Annotated in this window: 14 protein-coding genes; 11 read left to right on the forward strand and 3 right to left on the reverse strand. The window is 58.8% G+C overall.

What is annotated here, in order from left to right:
• Window positions 1-6: 6 nt before the first annotated feature.
• The 3 genes from oadA to citS form a co-directional block, all read right to left on the reverse strand.
• Window positions 7-1,776, reverse strand: coding sequence for a sodium-extruding oxaloacetate decarboxylase subunit alpha (gene oadA / locus ACQUTP_RS17645; RefSeq protein ID WP_004204250.1), 1,770 nt, complete (start codon window positions 1,774-1,776; stop codon window positions 7-9).
• 15 nt (window positions 1,777-1,791) lie between these two features.
• Window positions 1,792-2,040, reverse strand: coding sequence for an oxaloacetate decarboxylase subunit gamma (locus ACQUTP_RS17650; protein ID WP_004204254.1), 249 nt, complete (start codon window positions 2,038-2,040; stop codon window positions 1,792-1,794).
• Between the two features lie 157 nt (window positions 2,041-2,197).
• Window positions 2,198-3,538 carry a citrate/sodium symporter CitS gene (gene citS / locus ACQUTP_RS17655; protein WP_004204255.1) on the reverse strand — a complete coding sequence of 447 codons (1,341 nt, stop codon included), beginning with the start codon at window positions 3,536-3,538 and terminating at the stop codon, window positions 2,198-2,200.
• A 256-nt stretch (window positions 3,539-3,794) separates the two neighbouring features.
• Between citS and citC the strand changes: the two genes are divergently transcribed.
• From citC to kefC, 11 genes are all read left to right on the forward strand, one after another.
• Complete coding sequence (gene citC / locus ACQUTP_RS17660; protein ID WP_004204257.1) at window positions 3,795-4,823, forward strand: [citrate (pro-3S)-lyase] ligase; 1,029 nt, start codon at window positions 3,795-3,797, stop codon at window positions 4,821-4,823.
• 30 nt (window positions 4,824-4,853) lie between these two features.
• A complete protein-coding gene (gene citD / locus ACQUTP_RS17665) occupies window positions 4,854-5,147 on the forward strand; it encodes a citrate lyase acyl carrier protein (RefSeq protein ID WP_017901212.1) in 294 nt (97 codons plus the stop codon).
• The gene (gene citE, locus ACQUTP_RS17670) at window positions 5,144-6,013 is read left to right on the forward strand and encodes a citrate (pro-3S)-lyase subunit beta (RefSeq protein WP_032455538.1); all 870 of its coding nucleotides are present in this window, start codon (window positions 5,144-5,146) and stop codon (window positions 6,011-6,013) included. Before citD ends, citE begins: the two co-directional genes overlap by 4 nt.
• A 10-nt stretch (window positions 6,014-6,023) precedes the next feature.
• The gene (gene citF / locus ACQUTP_RS17675) at window positions 6,024-7,550 is read left to right on the forward strand and encodes a citrate lyase subunit alpha (RefSeq protein WP_080847993.1); all 1,527 of its coding nucleotides are present in this window, start codon (window positions 6,024-6,026) and stop codon (window positions 7,548-7,550) included.
• 18 nt (window positions 7,551-7,568) lie between these two features.
• Window positions 7,569-8,477, forward strand: coding sequence for a triphosphoribosyl-dephospho-CoA synthase CitG (gene citG, locus ACQUTP_RS17680; RefSeq protein WP_428902417.1), 909 nt, complete (start codon window positions 7,569-7,571; stop codon window positions 8,475-8,477).
• Between the two features lie 226 nt (window positions 8,478-8,703).
• The gene (gene dapB, locus ACQUTP_RS17685; RefSeq protein WP_117263578.1) at window positions 8,704-9,525 is read left to right on the forward strand and encodes a 4-hydroxy-tetrahydrodipicolinate reductase; all 822 of its coding nucleotides are present in this window, start codon (window positions 8,704-8,706) and stop codon (window positions 9,523-9,525) included.
• 457 nt (window positions 9,526-9,982) lie between these two features.
• Window positions 9,983-11,131, forward strand: coding sequence for a glutamine-hydrolyzing carbamoyl-phosphate synthase small subunit (gene carA / locus ACQUTP_RS17690; protein WP_023291945.1), 1,149 nt, complete (start codon window positions 9,983-9,985; stop codon window positions 11,129-11,131).
• Between the two features lie 17 nt (window positions 11,132-11,148).
• Window positions 11,149-14,373: a carbamoyl-phosphate synthase large subunit gene (carB, locus tag ACQUTP_RS17695; protein ID WP_004204267.1), complete on the forward strand. Its 3,225-nt coding sequence runs from the start codon at window positions 11,149-11,151 to the stop codon at window positions 14,371-14,373.
• A gap of 169 nt (window positions 14,374-14,542) precedes the next feature.
• Window positions 14,543-14,776, forward strand: coding sequence for a YgdI/YgdR family lipoprotein (locus ACQUTP_RS17700; RefSeq protein WP_002888059.1), 234 nt, complete (start codon window positions 14,543-14,545; stop codon window positions 14,774-14,776).
• Window positions 14,777-14,907: 131 nt separating this feature from the next.
• Entirely contained in the window at window positions 14,908-15,441 is a 534-nt protein-coding gene (kefF, locus tag ACQUTP_RS17705) for a glutathione-regulated potassium-efflux system oxidoreductase KefF (protein WP_004204269.1), read from the forward strand.
• Window positions 15,434-17,299 (forward strand): glutathione-regulated potassium-efflux system protein KefC, encoded by a 1,866-nt coding sequence (gene kefC, locus ACQUTP_RS17710; protein ID WP_032455542.1) that lies wholly within the window; start codon window positions 15,434-15,436, stop codon window positions 17,297-17,299. The genes kefF and kefC overlap by 8 nt, the downstream gene beginning before the upstream one ends.
• The last annotated feature ends 106 nt before the right edge of the window (window positions 17,300-17,405 follow it).

Consider the following 17,405-nt stretch of genomic DNA (forward strand, 5'->3'; position numbering starts at 1 on the left):
TCGTCCTTACGCCAGGGTCATCAGGGTGTCGCCGACCGCCACCGCGTCGCCGGACTTCACCGCGATACCGCGCACGGTGCCGGCCTGCGCGGCGCGGATTTCGGTCTCCATCTTCATGGCTTCCAGAATCAGCAGCACCTCGCCTTCGGCCACCGCCTGGCCTTCCGCGGCCAGCACCTTCCAGATATTGCCCGCCAGCGGGGCGGTCACCGGGGTGCCGGCGCCGGCCGGGGCCGGGGCGGCAGCAGGCGTAGCGGCCACCGGCGCGGCGCTGAGCTGGCTGACGTCGCCGCCGTCGCTGACCTTCACCACAAAGGCCTTGCCTTCCACTTCCACGGTGTAGACGCCGGAGGCGGCTGGTTTCTCAGCCTTCGCGGCAGGTCTGGCTTCTTCCAGCTGCGGCAGCGGTTCAAAGGCTGCCGGATTGTGGCGGTTTTCGAGGAACTTGAGGCCTATTTGCGGGAACAGCGCCACGGTGAGCACGTCGTCGATGGCGTTTTCGGCAAGCGTGATGCCCTTCTCCTGCGCCTGGCGTCTGACGTCGGCTTCCAGCTGCGCCAGCTCCGGCTTCAGCAGGTCCGCCGGGCGGCAAGTGATGGCCTCTGCGCCCTCGAGTACCCGCGCCTGCAGGGCGGCGTTCACCGGCGCCGGAGTGTGGCCGTATTCACCTTTCAGAATGCCGGCGGTCTCCTTCGCGATGGTTTTGTAGCGCTCGCCGGTGAGGACGTTGAGCACCGCCTGGGTGCCGACAATCTGCGAGGTCGGGGTGACCAGCGGGATGAAACCGAGGTCCTCGCGCACGCGAGGGATTTCCGCCAGCACTTCATCCAGACGGTGGGCGGCGCTCTGTTGCTTCAGCTGGCCTTCGAGGTTGGTGAGCATCCCGCCCGGCACCTGGGCGACGAGGATACGGCTGTCGGTGCCTTTCAGCTGCCCTTCGAAGGCGTGGTACTTCTTACGCACCTCGCGGAAGTAGGCCGCAATGCTCTCCAGCTTGTGGATATTCAGCCCGGTGTCATATTGCGTGCCGGCGAGGGTGGCCACCAGCGCTTCGGTTGCCGGATGGCCGTAGGTGGCGCTCATGGACGAAATCGCCGTATCCACGCCGTCGACCCCGGCTTCAATGGCCTTCAGCAGGGCCATCTCCGCCATGCCGGTGGTGGCGTGGCAGTGCAGGTGCAGGGTGACGTCGTAGCGTTTTTTGATTTCGCTGACCAGCTCAAAGGCGGCATGCGGCGTCAGAATGCCGGACATGTCCTTGATGGCGATGGAGTCGACGCCGGTCTCCAGCAGCTGTTCGGTGAGGTCGAGCCAGGTCTGCAGGGTGTGCGCCGGGCTGGTGGTGTACGAAAGCGTGCCCTGGGCGTGGGCGCCGTGGCTGCGCACCGCCTGCAGGGCGGCCTGCATGTTGCGCGGGTCGTTCATGGCGTCGAAGACACGGAAGACGTCCATGCCGTTTTTGACGGCGCGCTCCACGAAGCGCGCCACCACGTCATCGGCGTAGTGGCGGTAGCCGAGCAGGTTCTGGCCGCGGAGCAGCATCTGCAGCGGGGTTTTCGGCATCGCTTTTTTTAGCTCGCGCAGGCGGACCCACGGGTCCTCGCCGAGAAAGCGGATGCAGGCATCAAAGGTGGCCCCGCCCCAGCACTCGAGGGAGCGGTAGCCGACGTCGTCAAGCTGAGCGGCGACGGGGAGCATATCGTCGAGGCGCAGGCGGGTGGCGAACAGGGATTGGTGGGCGTCGCGCAGGACGACATCGGTAATGGCAACGGTCATGAATTCCTCCGTGAATTAAGGGTGCAAACGGCGATGGTGGTGAATGGCGGCGACAATCGCCGGCTTTAAGCGGGCGAAGTCGTCGGCGGGCGCGACGGCGGCCGGTGCCGGTTTTGACGCCGGAAGCGGCTCGGGAAACAGACGGTTAACGGCGAGGGACATCCCCTGGATGGCGAAGATGAGCAGCAGCAGGAACACCAGCACAAAGCCCATGCCGAGAAACATCAGGGTGAAGCCTTCGCCTAGCAGCGCAGCATCAGTCATGTATACCTCTCAAAATAGGGGCACGATGGCGCGCTGCCTGGCGACGTTTCTGGCATTCCCGGCTAAGGAGCAGGGTGGATTTCCCTCTGCCGCTCCCGGCATTGGACCCTGGCGATGCTAGTCGTCGTCCGTTCAACGGCGCCATCGTGCAAATGGGTTAAATCATCATGCCGAACACGATGCTGGCGATGACCAGCACAATACCGCCACCCAAACGGGAGGAGATTTGCGCATAAGAGATAAGGTTCATACGGTTACAGGCAGAGAGCACTTCCAGGTCACCGGAACCGCCGCGGTTGGCCATGCACAGACCCGCGGTGATCGCTGATTCAATCGGGAAGAAGCCAATCATCCAGCCGCCCAGGGCCGCGCCAACCACCGCGCCAACGACGATAACCGCGGCGATGACGACGTTAGCGAAGGTAATAGCGTTGATGATTTCCTGCAGGTCGGTGTAGCAGACGCCGACGCCGACCATCAGCACCCACAACAGCTGTTTGGAAAAGAAATCCGACAGGCGTTTGGCGCCAGCTTTGATTTCGGGTGTGCAGAGGCCAGAGGCGTTCAGCGCCGCGACGATCAGCACCATCCAGGCAAAATAGTGAATCGATACGCCGCCAATGCTGGGCAGGATTTTCTTCGCCATCACGTAGGCCAGCAGGAAGCAGGTGGTGGCCAGCACCATGCCGACGGCGGTTTCGCGATGAGTGATCTGGCCCGCTTTTTCGTCTTCTTCGACTTTAAACGAGGCTTTGCGCACCAGCTCGCCCTCGCCGCTCAGCCAGGTGTGTTTTTTACCGATGATATCGAGTACGGCGGCAAAGACGATGGCAAAGATATTGGCGATGGTCAGAATAGCGATAGCGGTTGAATAGTACTCTTCGCGAGACCGACCGGTAACGGAGTGATAAATTTCCGACAGCGGTACCGCGCCCGCGCCGTTGCCGCCGCCCATGATCGGCAGGACGTACAGCATCATAATGCGATCCATCGGGATGCCGAACACCAGGCCGATGACGATACCGAAAATCGACGCGCCGACAATGCCCATCAGAATGGTCGGGATGTAGCCGAGCAGCGATTTCAGCAGCAGACGACGGTTTACCGACAGGATCGCGCCGGTAATTAATACGGCGATGAATAAGTTAAGGAAGTTACTCTCATCCATGACGTTACTGATGGCATCGATCTCTTTCTGCGTGAAAATACCGGCATAAACGAAATATGCTGCCACCAGAAAGATCATCACTGGCGCACCACCGATATATTTGTTGAATATCGGCAGGCGTTTACCTATTTCGCCAAACAGGGCGCCGATAATAAACATAATGGCAAAGCCGCCAACCAGGTCGGTGGGTAACGCATTAAAGAAGTGGGAAAGTAATAGCGTAATTAACGCAAACGCATAAAGGGGTAACGGCATGCCGAAGATTTTAAATCCCAGCAGGTCGCTCACGCCTTTTTTCTCCGTCGCCGGAGCCTGGCTCATGTTAGTCATAAACGTTATCCTGTTTATCAATGAAGTAATAAGACCGGCGCATAGTAATAAATAGACTCAGTGTTAAGGTGTGATAACCTTCACTGAATACTCGTGTTTTTAATTAATTTAATTATTTTTATTATGCTGAATGAATTAACAACATAAAAACCATAAAGCCAATTAAGCGACGAGAAAAACTGTGATTTAAATACAAGAATCGATAGCCGAACGCTGGCGAAATACAGGTCGTTTTGGAATAACGAAGCGCTAAAAAATGACTCTGATATTAAAACGCGTTCAGCTACGGAAGGATAAATCGCGGCGAGAGGCGATTGACCTCTTTCTCCGTCAGCATCAGCTCTCATTAGAGGCTGATTGCGAAATGGCCATTATCGCCGAGTACCGGCAGCGGCTGGTCGGCTGCGGCGCCATCGCCGGCAACGTGCTGAAGTGCATCGCTATCGACCCCTCGCTGCAGGGGGAGGGGCTGAGCCTTAAGCTACTGACAGAATTACTCACCCTGGCTTACGAACTGGGGCGCAGCGAACTGTTTTTATTCACTAAGCCCTGTAACGCCGCGCTCTTTGCCGGCGCCGGCTTCTGGCCAATTGCGCAGGCCGGCAATCTCGCCGTGTTACTGGAAAATAGCCGCGAACGGCTGACCCGCTACTGCCGCCAGCTGGCGATGTACCGTCAGCCGGGACGCAAAATCGGCGCTATCGTGATGAACGCCAACCCGTTCACGCTCGGCCACCGTTGGCTGGTGGAGCAGGCGGCCCGTCAATGCGACTGGCTACACCTGTTTGTGGTGAAAGAGGATGCCTCCCGTTTCACGTATCAGGATCGCTACACGCTAATCGAAAAAGGGATTGCCGGCATCGACAAAGTGACGCTGCATCCCGGTTCGGCATACCTCATCTCGCGGGCCACCTTCCCCGGCTACTTCCTCAAAGAACAGGGGGTGGTGGATGACTGCCACAACCAGATCGATCTCCAGCTGTTCCGCGAACATTTAGCCCCGGCGCTGAAGATAACCCATCGTTTTGTCGGCACCGAGCCGCTGTGTTCGCTGACCCGCCATTACAACCAGCGTATGAAAGCGTTGCTGGCAGCGCCGGGCGACGCGCCGCCTGTTGAGGTCGTTGAGCTGGCGCGGATCGAAAAAAACGGCGGGCCGATATCGGCTTCCAGGGTGCGCGAACTGTACCGGCAGCGCAACTGGCAGGCGGTGGCGGCGCTGGTGCCGCCGGGAACCCTCTCTTTTCTGATGCAACTGGCGGAAAGCGAACATCAAACCGCCTGATTTTTACGCCATAACAAAGGATTTGCCTCTATGGAAATGAAGATTGACGCCCTGGCCGGCACGCTGGAGTCCAGCGATGTGATGGTCAGGATTGGGCCGGCGACGCAGCCGGGCATTCAACTGGAGATCGACAGCATTGTGAAGCAGCAGTTTGGCGATGCGATTGAGCGAGTGGTCAGAGAAACCCTGATGCAGCTCGGCGTTAGCCAGGCCAACGTGGTGGTGGATGATAAAGGGGCGCTGGAGTGCGTTCTGCGCGCCCGAGTTCAGGCTGCGGCCCTGCGCGCGGCGCAACAGTCTCAATTGCAATGGAGCCAGCTATGAAACCACGTCGCAGTATGCTGTTTATCCCCGGCGCCAATGCCGCCATGTTAAGTACTTCATTCGTCTACGGCGCCGATGCGGTGATGTTCGACCTTGAAGATGCCGTTTCGCTGCGCGAGAAAGATACCGCTCGTCTGCTGGTGTATCAGGCGCTGCAGCACCCGCTGTATCAGGATATCGAAACGGTGGTGCGTATTAACCCGCTAAATACCCCGTTTGGACTGGCCGATCTGGAAGCCGTGGTTCGTGCGGGCGTGGATATGGTGCGCCTGCCGAAAACCGACAGCAAAGAAGATATCCATGAGCTGGAAGCTCACGTTGAGCGTATTGAGCGTGCGTGCGGCCGCGAAGTGGGCAGCACCAGGCTCATGGCGGCCATCGAGTCGGCGTTGGGGGTGGTAAACGCGGTCGAGATCGCCCGCGCCAGCCCGCGTCTGTCGGCCATCGCGCTGGCGGCTTTCGATTACGTGATGGATATGGGCACCTCCCGCGGCGACGGCACTGAGCTGTTCTATGCCCGCTGCGCCGTGCTACATGCTGCGCGGGTTGCCGGCATCGCCGCCTATGACGTGGTGTGGTCGGATATTAATAATGAAGAGGGCTTTCTTGCGGAAGCGAATCTGGCGAAGAACCTCGGCTTCAACGGGAAATCACTGGTCAACCCGCGCCAGATCGAACTGCTGCACCAGGTCTATGCCCCGACGCGAAAAGAGGTCGACCATGCGCTGGAGGTGATTGCCGCGGCGGAAGAGGCAGAGTCGCGCGGTCTGGGCGTGGTGTCGCTGAACGGTAAGATGATCGATGGACCGATTATCGACCACGCGCGCAAAGTGGTGGCGCTTTCGGCTTCCGGTATTCGTGATTAAGGGGAATAAGATGAAAGAGACAGTAGCAATGCTTAATCAGCAGTACGTGATGCCGGAAGGATTGACCCCTTACAACGGCGTGACGGCGAAAAGTCCGTGGCTGGCTAGTGAGACGGAAAAGCGTCAGCGTAAAATCTGCGACTCGCTGGAAACGGCAATCCGTCGCTCCGGCCTGCAAAACGGCATGACCATCTCGTTCCACCACGCGTTTCGCGGCGGTGACAAAGTGGTCAATATGGTGGTGGCGAAGCTAGCGGAGATGGGATTTCGCGATCTGACCCTGGCGTCCAGTTCGCTGATCGACGCCCACTGGCCGCTGATTGAGCATATTAAAAACGGCGTGATCCGTCAGATCTACACCTCCGGTCTGCGCGGCAAGCTTGGCGAGGAGATCTCCGCCGGCCTGATGGAAAATCCGGTGCAGATCCACTCTCACGGTGGTCGCGTACAGCTGCTCCAAAGCGGTGAGCTGTCCATTGACGTGGCGTTCCTCGGCGTTCCCTGCTGCGATGAGTTTGGCAACGCCAACGGCTTTAGCGGTAAGTCGCGCTGCGGCTCGCTGGGCTACGCGCGCGTTGATGCGGAACATGCCAAATGCGTCGTGCTGTTGACCGAAGAGTGGGTGAATTACCCTAACTACCCGGCCAGTATCGCCCAGGATCAGGTGGATCTGATCGTTCAGGTGGACGAAGTGGGCGATCCGCAAAAAATCACCGCGGGCGCCATTCGTTTGACCAGCAACCCGCGTGAGCTGCTGATCGCCCGCCAGGCGGCGAAAGTGGTTGAACATTCCGGTTACTTTAAAGAGGGGTTCTCGCTGCAGACCGGCACCGGCGGCGCCTCGCTGGCGGTGAGCCGCTTCCTGGAAGACAAAATGCGCCGCAACGGCATTACCGCCAGTTTCGGCCTTGGCGGCATCACCGGGACGATGGTCGACCTGCATGAGAAAGGGCTGATTAAAACGCTGCTCGACACCCAATCGTTCGATGGCGATGCGGCGCGCTCGCTGGCGCAGAACCCGAACCACGTCGAAATCTCTACTAATCAGTATGCCAGCCCGGGTTCCAAAGGGGCCTCCTGCGAGCGCTTAAACGTAGTGATGCTCAGCGCGCTGGAAATTGACACCGACTTTAACGTCAACGTGATGACCGGCTCCAACGGCGTGCTGCGCGGCGCGTCAGGCGGACATAGCGATACCGCCGCCGGCGCGGATCTGACCATCATTACCGCACCGTTAGTTCGCGGCCGCATTCCCTGCGTCGTGGAAAAAGTGCTGACCCGCGTGACGCCGGGAGCCAGCGTGGATGTGCTGGTCACCGACCATGGCATTGCGGTAAACCCGGCGCGCCAGGACCTGATCGACAATTTACGCAACGCCGGTATTCCGCTGATGACCATTGAGGAACTGCAGCAGCGCGCGGAGCTGCTGACGGGCAAACCGAAAGCGATCGAATTTACCGATCGGGTGGTGGCGGTAGTCCGCTATCGCGACGGTTCGGTCATCGATGTGATCCATCAGGTGAAAAACAGCGACTAAGCGCAGAGGGGAAAGGCTATGAGCGACGTGTTAATTCAACCTCCGCGTGTGCTACGCGGGAAACCACTGAGCGCCGAAGAGGTGGTCAGCGCGGTAGAGCGCGCGCTGTTGACCGAAGTTCGCCTGACCCCTAAGCCCGGGCTGGTGGATATTCGTAACGCTGGCGCGCACCGGGATATGGATCTGGCCTCGTTTGAGGCCAGTTCCGTGGTGGTGGCGCCGTGGATGGAGAAGTTTTTTATCATGGGCCACGATACCGCGGCGGTCGCGCCGGAGCAGGTGTTGATGATGCTGCGTCCGGTGGGAATGGCCTGCGAGAACGATATGCTGGAGGTCACCGGCGGGGTGAATACCCATCGTGGGGCGATCTTCGCTTTTGGCCTGCTCAGCGCGGCAGCGGGCAGGCTGGTCTCGAAAGGCGAGCCGATAGAGCAGCACCGGCTTTGCGACCAGGTGGCGCGCTTCTGTCGCGGCATGGTTATGCAGGAATTGTCCTCCGCCAGTGGGGAACGGCTGAGCAAAGGCGAGATGCATTTTCTGCGTTACGGCTTCTCCGGCGCCCGCGGCGAGGCGGAGAGCGGATTCCTGACCGTGCGCACCCAGGCATTACCGGTCTTTAACCGCATGATGGAGGAGACTGGCGACAGCAATCTGGCGCTGCTGCAAACCCTGCTGCATCTGATGGCATGGAATGATGACACCAATCTGGTGTCTCGCGGCGGGCTGGCCGGGCTGAACTATGTCCAGCAGGAGGCGCAGCGGCTGCTGTGGCAGGGCGGCGTACTGGCTGACGGTGGCCTGGAGGCGCTGCGCCAGTTTGATGACGATCTGATTGCTCGCCACCTCAGCCCCGGCGGTAGCGCCGATCTGCTGGCGGTGACTTGGTTTTTATCCGCGTTTCCCGCCGGCGCGCTTTTCCCGCTGTAACCCTCTGCAACATGGCCTTCGCCCGCACCGGCGGGCGGGGCATCATCATTCGCCATCCTGGTTATCACTGCGTAAACGAGGAATTGCGGCACAATCGTATAGTTTTTACTGATATCGTCCGCCGTTTGTCATAAATTTCTAATTATCGGCGTTTTTGAGTAGCGGCCCGCTGACGGGCTGGTTACTCTGAAAACAATTTACGTAATGTTAACAAAAGAGAATAGCTATGCATGATGCACAAATCCGCGTGGCCATCGCCGGCGCGGGCGGCCGGATGGGACGCCAGTTAATTCAGGCTGCGCTGCAGATGGATGGAGTGGCGCTGGGCGCGGCGCTGGAGCGCGAAGGGTCCAGCCTGGTGGGCAGCGACGCCGGCGAGCTGGCGGGTGCCGGCAAAGCGGGCGTCACGGTGCAAAGCAGCCTGACGGCGGTAAAAGATGATTTCGACGTGTTGATCGATTTTACCCGCCCGGAAGGCACGCTGAACCATCTGGCGTTTTGCCGCGACCACGGCAAAGGGATGGTCATCGGCACCACCGGTTTTGACGACGCCGGCAAGCAGGCGATTCGCGACGCCGCGCAGGAGATTGCCATTGTCTTCGCCGCTAACTTTAGCGTCGGCGTCAATGTCCTGTTAAAGCTGCTGGAGAAGGCGGCGAAGGTGATGGGCGACTACACCGACATCGAAATTATCGAAGCGCACCATCGGCATAAAGTGGATGCGCCGTCAGGCACCGCGCTGGCGATGGGCGAAGCGATCGCCGGAGCATTGAACAAAGATCTCAAGGACTGCGCGGTCTACAGCCGTGAAGGCCACACTGGCGAACGCGTCCCGGGCACCATTGGCTTCGCCACCGTCCGCGCGGGGGATATCGTCGGGGAGCATACGGCGATGTTTGCTGATATTGGCGAACGTATCGAGATCACCCATAAAGCCTCCAGTCGAATGACCTTTGCTAATGGCGCGGTTCGCTCTTCATTGTGGCTGAAAGGCAAAAAAAGCGGACTCTTTGATATGCGTGACGTGCTGGATCTGAATAGTTTATAACGATTATTACCCATCGTGATGTGGTTATTGCTATCAATAAGTTATTGATGCAAGGGGCAATATTTTGTTGCCCTTTTTTATTTTTGGCCGCTTTAGGTTGTTATTTTTCTGAATGGGCTATAAGTTAGGGTATTGTTCGGTTTTTAAGTGAATGAAATGTAAATTTTGACCATCTGGTCCACTTTTTTGCCGTCCAGCGCCAGATTTTACACTCTTCGCCGTCCGCAAGCGTTTTCTCAGCCAGGTTTGTTGATCTTTTTGGCGTAAAAATCACGTGTTATGCGCCAGTGGCGTAAAATGACATTAAAAATCTCCGCTTTAAGTTGACTTTTATCCGACATCTCTCCAGAATGCCGCCGTTTGCCAAAAATCTGCGGGCAACAGATTTGCATTGATTCAGATCGTGTTTATGAATTAATATGCAAATAAAGTGAGTGGATATTCTCTGGAGGATGTTTTGATTAAGTCAGCGCTATTGGTTCTGGAAGACGGAACCCAGTTTCACGGTCGGGCCATCGGGGCAACCGGCACGGCGGTTGGGGAAGTCGTTTTCAATACTTCAATGACCGGTTATCAAGAAATCCTCACTGATCCTTCCTATTCCCGCCAAATCGTCACTCTTACTTATCCTCATATTGGTAATGTCGGCACCAACGCCGCCGATGAAGAATCTTCTCAGGTACATGCTCAGGGTCTGGTTATTCGCGACCTGCCGCTGATTGCCAGCAACTTCCGCAGTACCGAAGACCTCTCTTCCTATCTGAAGCGCCATAACATCGTGGCGATTGCCGATATCGATACCCGCAAGCTGACGCGTCTGCTGCGTGAGAAAGGGGCGCAGAATGGCTGCATCATCGCGGGCGACAGCCCGGATGCCCAGCTGGCGCTGGAAAAAGCGAAAGCGTTCCCGGGCCTGAACGGCATGGACCTGGCGAAGGAAGTGACCACCGCAGAAACCTACAGCTGGACGCAAGGCAGCTGGACCCTGGCGGGCGACCTGCCGGAAGCGAAAGCGGAAAGCGAGCTGCCGTTCCACGTCGTCGCGTATGACTTCGGCGCGAAACGCAACATCCTGCGCATGCTGGTTGACCGCGGCTGCCGCCTGACGGTGGTGCCGGCGAAGACTTCGGCGGCGGATGTGCTGGCGCTCAATCCGGACGGCATTTTCCTCTCCAACGGTCCTGGCGACCCGGCGCCATGTGATTACGCTATCGACGCGATTGAAAAATTCCTGGAGACCGATATTCCGGTGTTCGGCATCTGCCTCGGCCATCAGCTGCTGGCGCTGGCGAGCGGCGCCAAGACCATTAAAATGAAGTTCGGCCACCACGGCGGCAACCACCCGGTGAAAGATATTGATAATAACGTGGTGATGATCACCGCCCAGAACCACGGTTTCGCCGTGGATGAGGCGACGCTGCCGGCCAACCTGCGCGTGACCCACAAGTCGCTGTTCGACGGCACCCTGCAGGGGATCCATCGCACCGACAAGCCGGCGTTCAGCTTCCAGGGCCACCCTGAAGCGAGCCCGGGGCCGCACGATGCCGCGCCGCTGTTCGACCACTTTATCGAGTTAATTGAGCAATACCGTCAGTCCGCGAAATAATCAGGAGTAAAAGAGCCATGCCAAAACGTACAGACATAAAAAGTATCCTGATTCTGGGCGCGGGCCCGATTGTTATCGGTCAGGCGTGCGAGTTTGACTACTCCGGCGCCCAGGCCTGTAAAGCCCTGCGCGAAGAGGGCTACCGCGTTATCCTGGTGAACTCTAACCCGGCGACCATCATGACCGACCCGGAAATGGCCGATGCCACCTACATCGAGCCGATTCACTGGGAAGTGGTGCGCAAAATCATCGAAAAAGAGCGCCCGGACGCGGTGCTGCCGACCATGGGCGGCCAGACGGCGCTGAACTGCGCGCTGGAGCTGGAGCGTCAGGGGGTGCTGGCTGAATTCGGCGTGACCATGATTGGCGCCACCGCCGATGCGATTGACAAGGCCGAAGACCGTCGCCGTTTCGATATCGCGATGAAAAAAATTGGTCTCGACACCGCGCGTTCAGGTATCGCCCATACGATGGAAGAGGCGCTGGCGGTAGCGGCTGACGTCGGCTATCCGTGCATCATCCGTCCGTCGTTCACCATGGGTGGCACCGGCGGCGGCATCGCCTATAACCGCGAAGAGTTTGAAGAGATTTGTACCCGCGGCCTGGATCTCTCTCCTACCAACGAGCTGCTGATTGATGAATCGCTGATCGGCTGGAAAGAGTATGAGATGGAAGTGGTGCGCGATAAGAACGACAACTGCATCATCGTCTGCTCTATCGAAAACTTCGACGCCATGGGGATCCATACCGGTGACTCCATTACCGTTGCGCCGGCGCAGACCCTGACCGACAAAGAATACCAAATCATGCGTAACGCCTCGATGGCGGTGCTGCGTGAAATCGGCGTCGAAACCGGCGGCTCTAACGTTCAGTTCGCGGTCAACCCGAAAAACGGTCGCCTGATCGTTATTGAAATGAACCCGCGCGTTTCCCGCTCCTCGGCGCTGGCCTCCAAAGCCACCGGTTTCCCGATTGCCAAAGTGGCAGCCAAGCTGGCGGTAGGTTACACCCTCGACGAGCTGATGAACGACATCACCGGCGGCCGTACCCCGGCTTCCTTCGAGCCGTCCATCGACTACGTGGTCACTAAAATCCCACGCTTTAACTTCGAAAAATTCGCCGGCGCCAATGACCGTCTGACCACCCAGATGAAGTCCGTCGGCGAAGTGATGGCGATTGGCCGTACCCAGCAGGAATCCTTGCAGAAAGCGCTGCGCGGTCTGGAAGTGGGCGCCACCGGCTTCGACCCGAAAGTGAGCCTCGACGATCCGGAAGCGCTGACCAAAATCCGCCGCGAGCTGAAAGACGCCGGCGCTGAGCGTATCTGGTACATCGCCGACGCGTTCCGCGCGGGCCTCTCGGTTGACGGCGTCTTCAACCTGACCAACATCGACCGCTGGTTCCTGGTGCAGATTGAAGAGCTGGTCCGTCTGGAAGAGAAAGTGGCGGAAGTGGGCATCAACGGCCTCGACGCTGACTTCCTGCGCACCCTGAAACGTAAAGGCTTTGCCGATGCGCGTCTGGCGAAGCTGGCGGGCGTGCGGGAAGCGGAAATCCGTAAACTGCGCGACCAGTATGACCTGCACCCTGTCTACAAGCGCGTGGACACCTGCGCCGCGGAATTCGCCACCGATACCGCCTACATGTACTCCACCTATGAAGAAGAGTGCGAGTCCAACCCGTCCGTTGACCGCGATAAAATCATGGTCCTCGGCGGCGGCCCGAACCGTATCGGTCAGGGTATCGAATTTGACTACTGCTGCGTACACGCCTCGCTGGCGCTACGCGAAGACGGTTACGAGACCATCATGGTCAACTGTAACCCGGAAACCGTCTCTACCGACTACGACACTTCCGACCGTCTGTACTTCGAGCCGGTTACCCTGGAAGACGTGCTGGAAATCGTGCGCATCGAGAAGCCAAAAGGCGTTATCGTGCAGTACGGCGGGCAGACTCCGCTGAAGCTGGCGCGCGCCCTGGAAGCCGCAGGCGTACCGGTTATCGGTACCAGCCCGGACGCTATCGACCGGGCGGAAGATCGTGAGCGCTTCCAGCACGCGGTTGACCGTCTGAAGCTGAAGCAGCCGGCGAACGCCACCGTTACCGCCATTGAGCAGGCGGTAGAGAAAGCGAAAGAGATTGGCTACCCGCTGGTGGTGCGTCCGTCTTACGTGCTCGGCGGTCGGGCGATGGAGATCGTCTATGACGAGCAGGATCTGCGCCGCTACTTCCAGACTGCGGTCAGCGTCTCCAACGACGCGCCAGTGCTGCTGGACCGCTTCCTCGACGACGCGATTGAAGTGGATGTCGATGCCATCTGCGATGGCGAAATGGTGCTGATTGGCGGCATCATGGAGCATATCGAACAGGCAGGCGTCCACTCCGGCGACTCCGCCTGTTCCCTGCCAGCCTATACCCTGAGCAAAGAGATTCAGGATGTGATGCGCGAGCAGGTGCAGAAGCTGGCCTTCGAGCTGCAGGTTCGCGGTCTGATGAACGTCCAGTTCGCGGTGAAAGATAACGAAGTCTATCTGATTGAAGTCAACCCGCGTGCGGCGCGCACCGTGCCGTTCGTCTCCAAAGCCACCGGCGTACCGCTGGCGAAAGTGGCGGCGCGCGTGATGGCCGGTAAGACGCTGGCGCAGCAGGGCGTGACCAAAGAGATCATCCCGCCGTACTACTCGGTGAAAGAGGTGGTCCTGCCGTTCAACAAATTCCCGGGCGTTGACCCGCTGTTAGGGCCAGAAATGCGTTCCACCGGGGAAGTGATGGGCGTTGGCCGTACCTTTGCCGAAGCGTTCGCCAAAGCGCAGCTGGGCAGCAACTCGACCATGAAGAAACAGGGTCGCGCGCTGCTCTCCGTCCGCGAAGGCGACAAAGAGCGAGTGGTCGACCTGGCAGCGAAGCTGCTGAAGTTTGGCTTCGAGCTGGATGCGACTCACGGCACGGCGATTGTGCTGGGCGAAGCGGGCATCAACCCGCGTCTGGTGAACAAGGTGCATGAAGGTCGTCCGCACATTCAGGACCGTATCAAGAATGGCGAATATACCTACATCATCAACACCACCGCAGGTCGTCAGGCGATTGAAGACTCCAAGCTGATTCGCCGCAGCGCGCTGCAGTACAAGGTGCACTATGACACCACCCTGAACGGCGGCTTTGCCACCGCGATGGCGCTGAACGCTGACGCCACCGACAAGGTGATTTCGGTTCAGGAAATGCACGCGCAAATCACCAAATAAGCGCTCCGGCCTGGCCGGATAGCAACACACCTGGGCTGACGACTTCGTCAGCCCATTTTTTTTGGCCGCGGCCATCTTCAGAGAGTTCTGCTTTTAACCCCCTGTCGGGTCAGGCTAACTATAGTTAGCACCATAACGATACCTATTGATGAAAAGACAGGAGGATACAATGCGGAACAATATTCTGGTGGCATCCGCACTGGCAGCGACGGCAATCATGTTCGTGGCCGGCTGCTCATCGAATCAGTCGATCAAAACCACCGACGGCAAGACCATTGTCACCAGCGGTAAACCGCAGGTGGATGATGATACCGGTCTGGTCTCTTACAAAAATGCCGAAACCGGACGCGTGGAGCAGATTAACCGCGATCAGGTGAAATCTATGGATGAGCTGGATAATTAAGGCCTGACGTTTGCCATTCAGGCGCGCGTTGTATCCACCACCGCGACATAAATCACAGTTATCATTGTAAGCGGTTCATTTAACTGTCTACACTCTTGCTGATTACGACAAGAGCTAACGCAGGCCAATCAATGATTCTGATAATTTATGCGCATCCTTATCCGCAGCATTCGCATGCGAATAAGCGAATGCTTGAACAAGCAGGGACGCTTGAAGGCGTAGAGATACGCTCCCTCTATCAACTCTATCCCGACTTTAATATCGATGTCGCCGCCGAGCAGGCGGCGCTCGCCCGTGCCGATCTGGTTATCTGGCAGCACCCGATGCAGTGGTATAGCGTGCCGCCGCTGCTGAAGCTGTGGATGGACAAAGTGCTGTCGCACGGCTGGGCCTATGGCCATAACGGTATTGCGCTGCGCGGTAAATCGCTGATGTGGGCGGTGACCACCGGCGGCGGTGAAAGCCACTTTGATATCGGTTCGTTTCCCGGTTTCCCGGTGCTGGCGCAGCCGCTGCAGGCCACGGCGCTCTACTGCGGGATGAAATGGCTGCCGCCGTTTGCCATGCACTGCACCTTTATCTGCGATGACGAAACGCTGCAGGCGCAGGCCCGCCATTATCGTCAACGCTTAATCGACTGGCAGGAGGCACATCAGAATGGATAGCCATACGCTGATACAGGCGCTGATTTACCTGGGCGCCGCGGCGCTGATTGTGCCCATCGCCGTCCGCCTTGGGCTTGGGTCGGTGCTGGGCTATCTCATCGCCGGCTGTATTATTGGGCCGTGGGGGCTGCGGCTGGTGACCGATGCCGAGGCGATTCTGCACTTTGCCGAGATTGGCGTGGTGCTGATGCTGTTCGTCATTGGTCTGGAACTGGATCCGCAGCGTCTGTGGAAGCTGCGCGCTTCGGTGTTTGGCGGCGGTGCGCTGCAGATGGTGGCCTGTGGGGTATTGATCGGCCTCTTCTGCATGCTGCTGGGGTTGCGTTGGCAGGTGGCCGAGCTGATCGGTATGACCCTGGCGCTCTCCTCAACCGCGATCGCCATGCAGGCGATGAATGAGCGCAATCTGACGGTATCGCAGATGGGGCGCAGCGCCTTCGCGGTGCTGCTGTTCCAGGATATCGCGGCGATCCCGCTGGTGGCCATGATCCCGCTGCTGGCGGCCAGCGGCGGCGCCACTTCGCTGATGGCTTTTGCCCTTTCCGCGCTGAAGGTGGCCGCGGCGCTGGCGCTGGTGGTGGTGCTGGGGCGCTATCTGACCCGTCCGTTGCTGCGTTTTGTCGCCCGTTCCGGTCTGCGCGAAGTATTCAGCGCCGTGGCCCTGTTCCTGGTCTTCGGCTTTGGGCTGTTGCTGGAGGAGGTGGGGCTGTCGATGGCGATGGGGGCGTTTCTCGCCGGGGTGTTGCTGGCCAGCTCCGAGTATCGCCATGCGCTGGAAAGCGATATTGAGCCGTTTAAAGGCCTGCTGCTGGGGCTGTTTTTTATCGGCGTCGGGATGTCGATTGATTTCGGCACCCTGGTCACCCATCCGCTGCGTATCGTGATTTTGCTGGTGGGTTTCCTGGCGATAAAAATGCTGATGCTGTGGCTTATCGCCAGGCCGCTTGGCGTGCCTCGCGCTCAGCGCCGCTGGTTTGCGGTGCTGCTGGGGCAGGGGAGTGAGTTCGCGTTTGTGGTCTTTGGCGCCGCGCGGATGGCGGAGGTGCTGGACGGCGAATGGGCAAAGGCGCTGACCCTGGCGGTGGCGCTGTCGATGGCGGCAACCCCCATTCTGCTGGTGCTGTTGACCCGTCTGGAGAAATCGTCCAGCGGCCAGGCGCGGGATGCGGACGAGATTGATGAAGAGCAGCCGCGGGTGATTGTCGCCGGCTTTGGCCGCTTCGGGCAGATCGCCGGGCGACTACTGCTCTCCAGCGGGGTGAAGATGGTGATCCTCGATCATGACCCGGACCATGTCGATACTCTGCGCAAATTTGATATGAAGGTCTTCTACGGCGACGCCACCCGGGTCGATCTGCTGGAGTCGGCCGGCGCCGAAAAGGCGGAGGTACTGATCAATGCCATTGACGATCCGCACGTCAGCCTGGAGCTGGTGGCGAGGGTAAAAGAGCATTTTCCGCATCTGCAGATTATCTCCCGCGCCCGCGATGTCGATCACTATATCCAGCTGCGTCAGGCTGGCGTTGATGCCCCGGAGCGTGAAACCTTCGAGGCGGCACTGAAATCCGGCCGAATGACCCTGGAGGCGCTGGGGCTCGGCGCGTATGAAGCGCGCGAGCGGGCCGATCTGTTCCGTCGTTTCAACCTGCAGATGGTCGAAGAGATGGTGGCGATGGCGGAAAACGACGCGGCGTCGCGGGTGGCGGTCTTCAAGCGGACCAGCGATATGCTGACCGGCATCATCAACGAAGATCGTCATCATCTGTCGCTGGTGCAGCGGCACGGTTGGCAGGGGACGGAAGAGGGCAGGCATACCGGCGATATCGCCGATGAGCCGGGAAATAAGCCCTCCGCCTGACGCTAATCAGTAACATTCTGTTTTCGTTTGGATCCTGTTCTGGCGGCCCACGGTGTGAACGTGGGCTTGCCAGCAAATCAGAAAATTTTCTTATTCTTTACCCTCC

It is taken from the genome of Klebsiella sp. 2-CIP_Kleb., assembly GCF_050378715.1.
GTDB lineage: Bacteria > Pseudomonadota > Gammaproteobacteria > Enterobacterales > Enterobacteriaceae > Klebsiella > Klebsiella quasipneumoniae.

What these genes read in the sequence shown, in the direction of transcription:
- citG (WP_428902417.1), top strand. Translation starts at nt 7,569, where the DNA reads ATGAGCGACGTGTTAATTCAACCTCCGCGTGTGCTACGCGGGAAACCA.
- citF (WP_080847993.1), top strand. Translation starts at nt 6,024, where the DNA reads ATGAAAGAGACAGTAGCAATGCTTAATCAGCAGTACGTGATGCCGGAA.
- ACQUTP_RS17650 (WP_004204254.1), bottom strand. Translation starts at nt 2,040, where the DNA reads ATGACTGATGCTGCGCTGCTAGGCGAAGGCTTCACCCTGATGTTTCTC.
- citD (WP_017901212.1), top strand. Translation starts at nt 4,854, where the DNA reads ATGGAAATGAAGATTGACGCCCTGGCCGGCACGCTGGAGTCCAGCGAT.
- citE (WP_032455538.1), top strand. Translation starts at nt 5,144, where the DNA reads ATGAAACCACGTCGCAGTATGCTGTTTATCCCCGGCGCCAATGCCGCC.
- citS (WP_004204255.1), bottom strand. Translation starts at nt 3,538, where the DNA reads ATGACTAACATGAGCCAGGCTCCGGCGACGGAGAAAAAAGGCGTGAGC.
- citC (WP_004204257.1), top strand. Translation starts at nt 3,795, where the DNA reads ATGACTCTGATATTAAAACGCGTTCAGCTACGGAAGGATAAATCGCGG.
- oadA (WP_004204250.1), bottom strand. Translation starts at nt 1,776, where the DNA reads ATGACCGTTGCCATTACCGATGTCGTCCTGCGCGACGCCCACCAATCC.
- kefF (WP_004204269.1), top strand. Translation starts at nt 14,908, where the DNA reads ATGATTCTGATAATTTATGCGCATCCTTATCCGCAGCATTCGCATGCG.
- dapB (WP_117263578.1), top strand. Translation starts at nt 8,704, where the DNA reads ATGCATGATGCACAAATCCGCGTGGCCATCGCCGGCGCGGGCGGCCGG.
- kefC (WP_032455542.1), top strand. Translation starts at nt 15,434, where the DNA reads ATGGATAGCCATACGCTGATACAGGCGCTGATTTACCTGGGCGCCGCG.
- ACQUTP_RS17700 (WP_002888059.1), top strand. Translation starts at nt 14,543, where the DNA reads ATGCGGAACAATATTCTGGTGGCATCCGCACTGGCAGCGACGGCAATC.
- carB (WP_004204267.1), top strand. Translation starts at nt 11,149, where the DNA reads ATGCCAAAACGTACAGACATAAAAAGTATCCTGATTCTGGGCGCGGGC.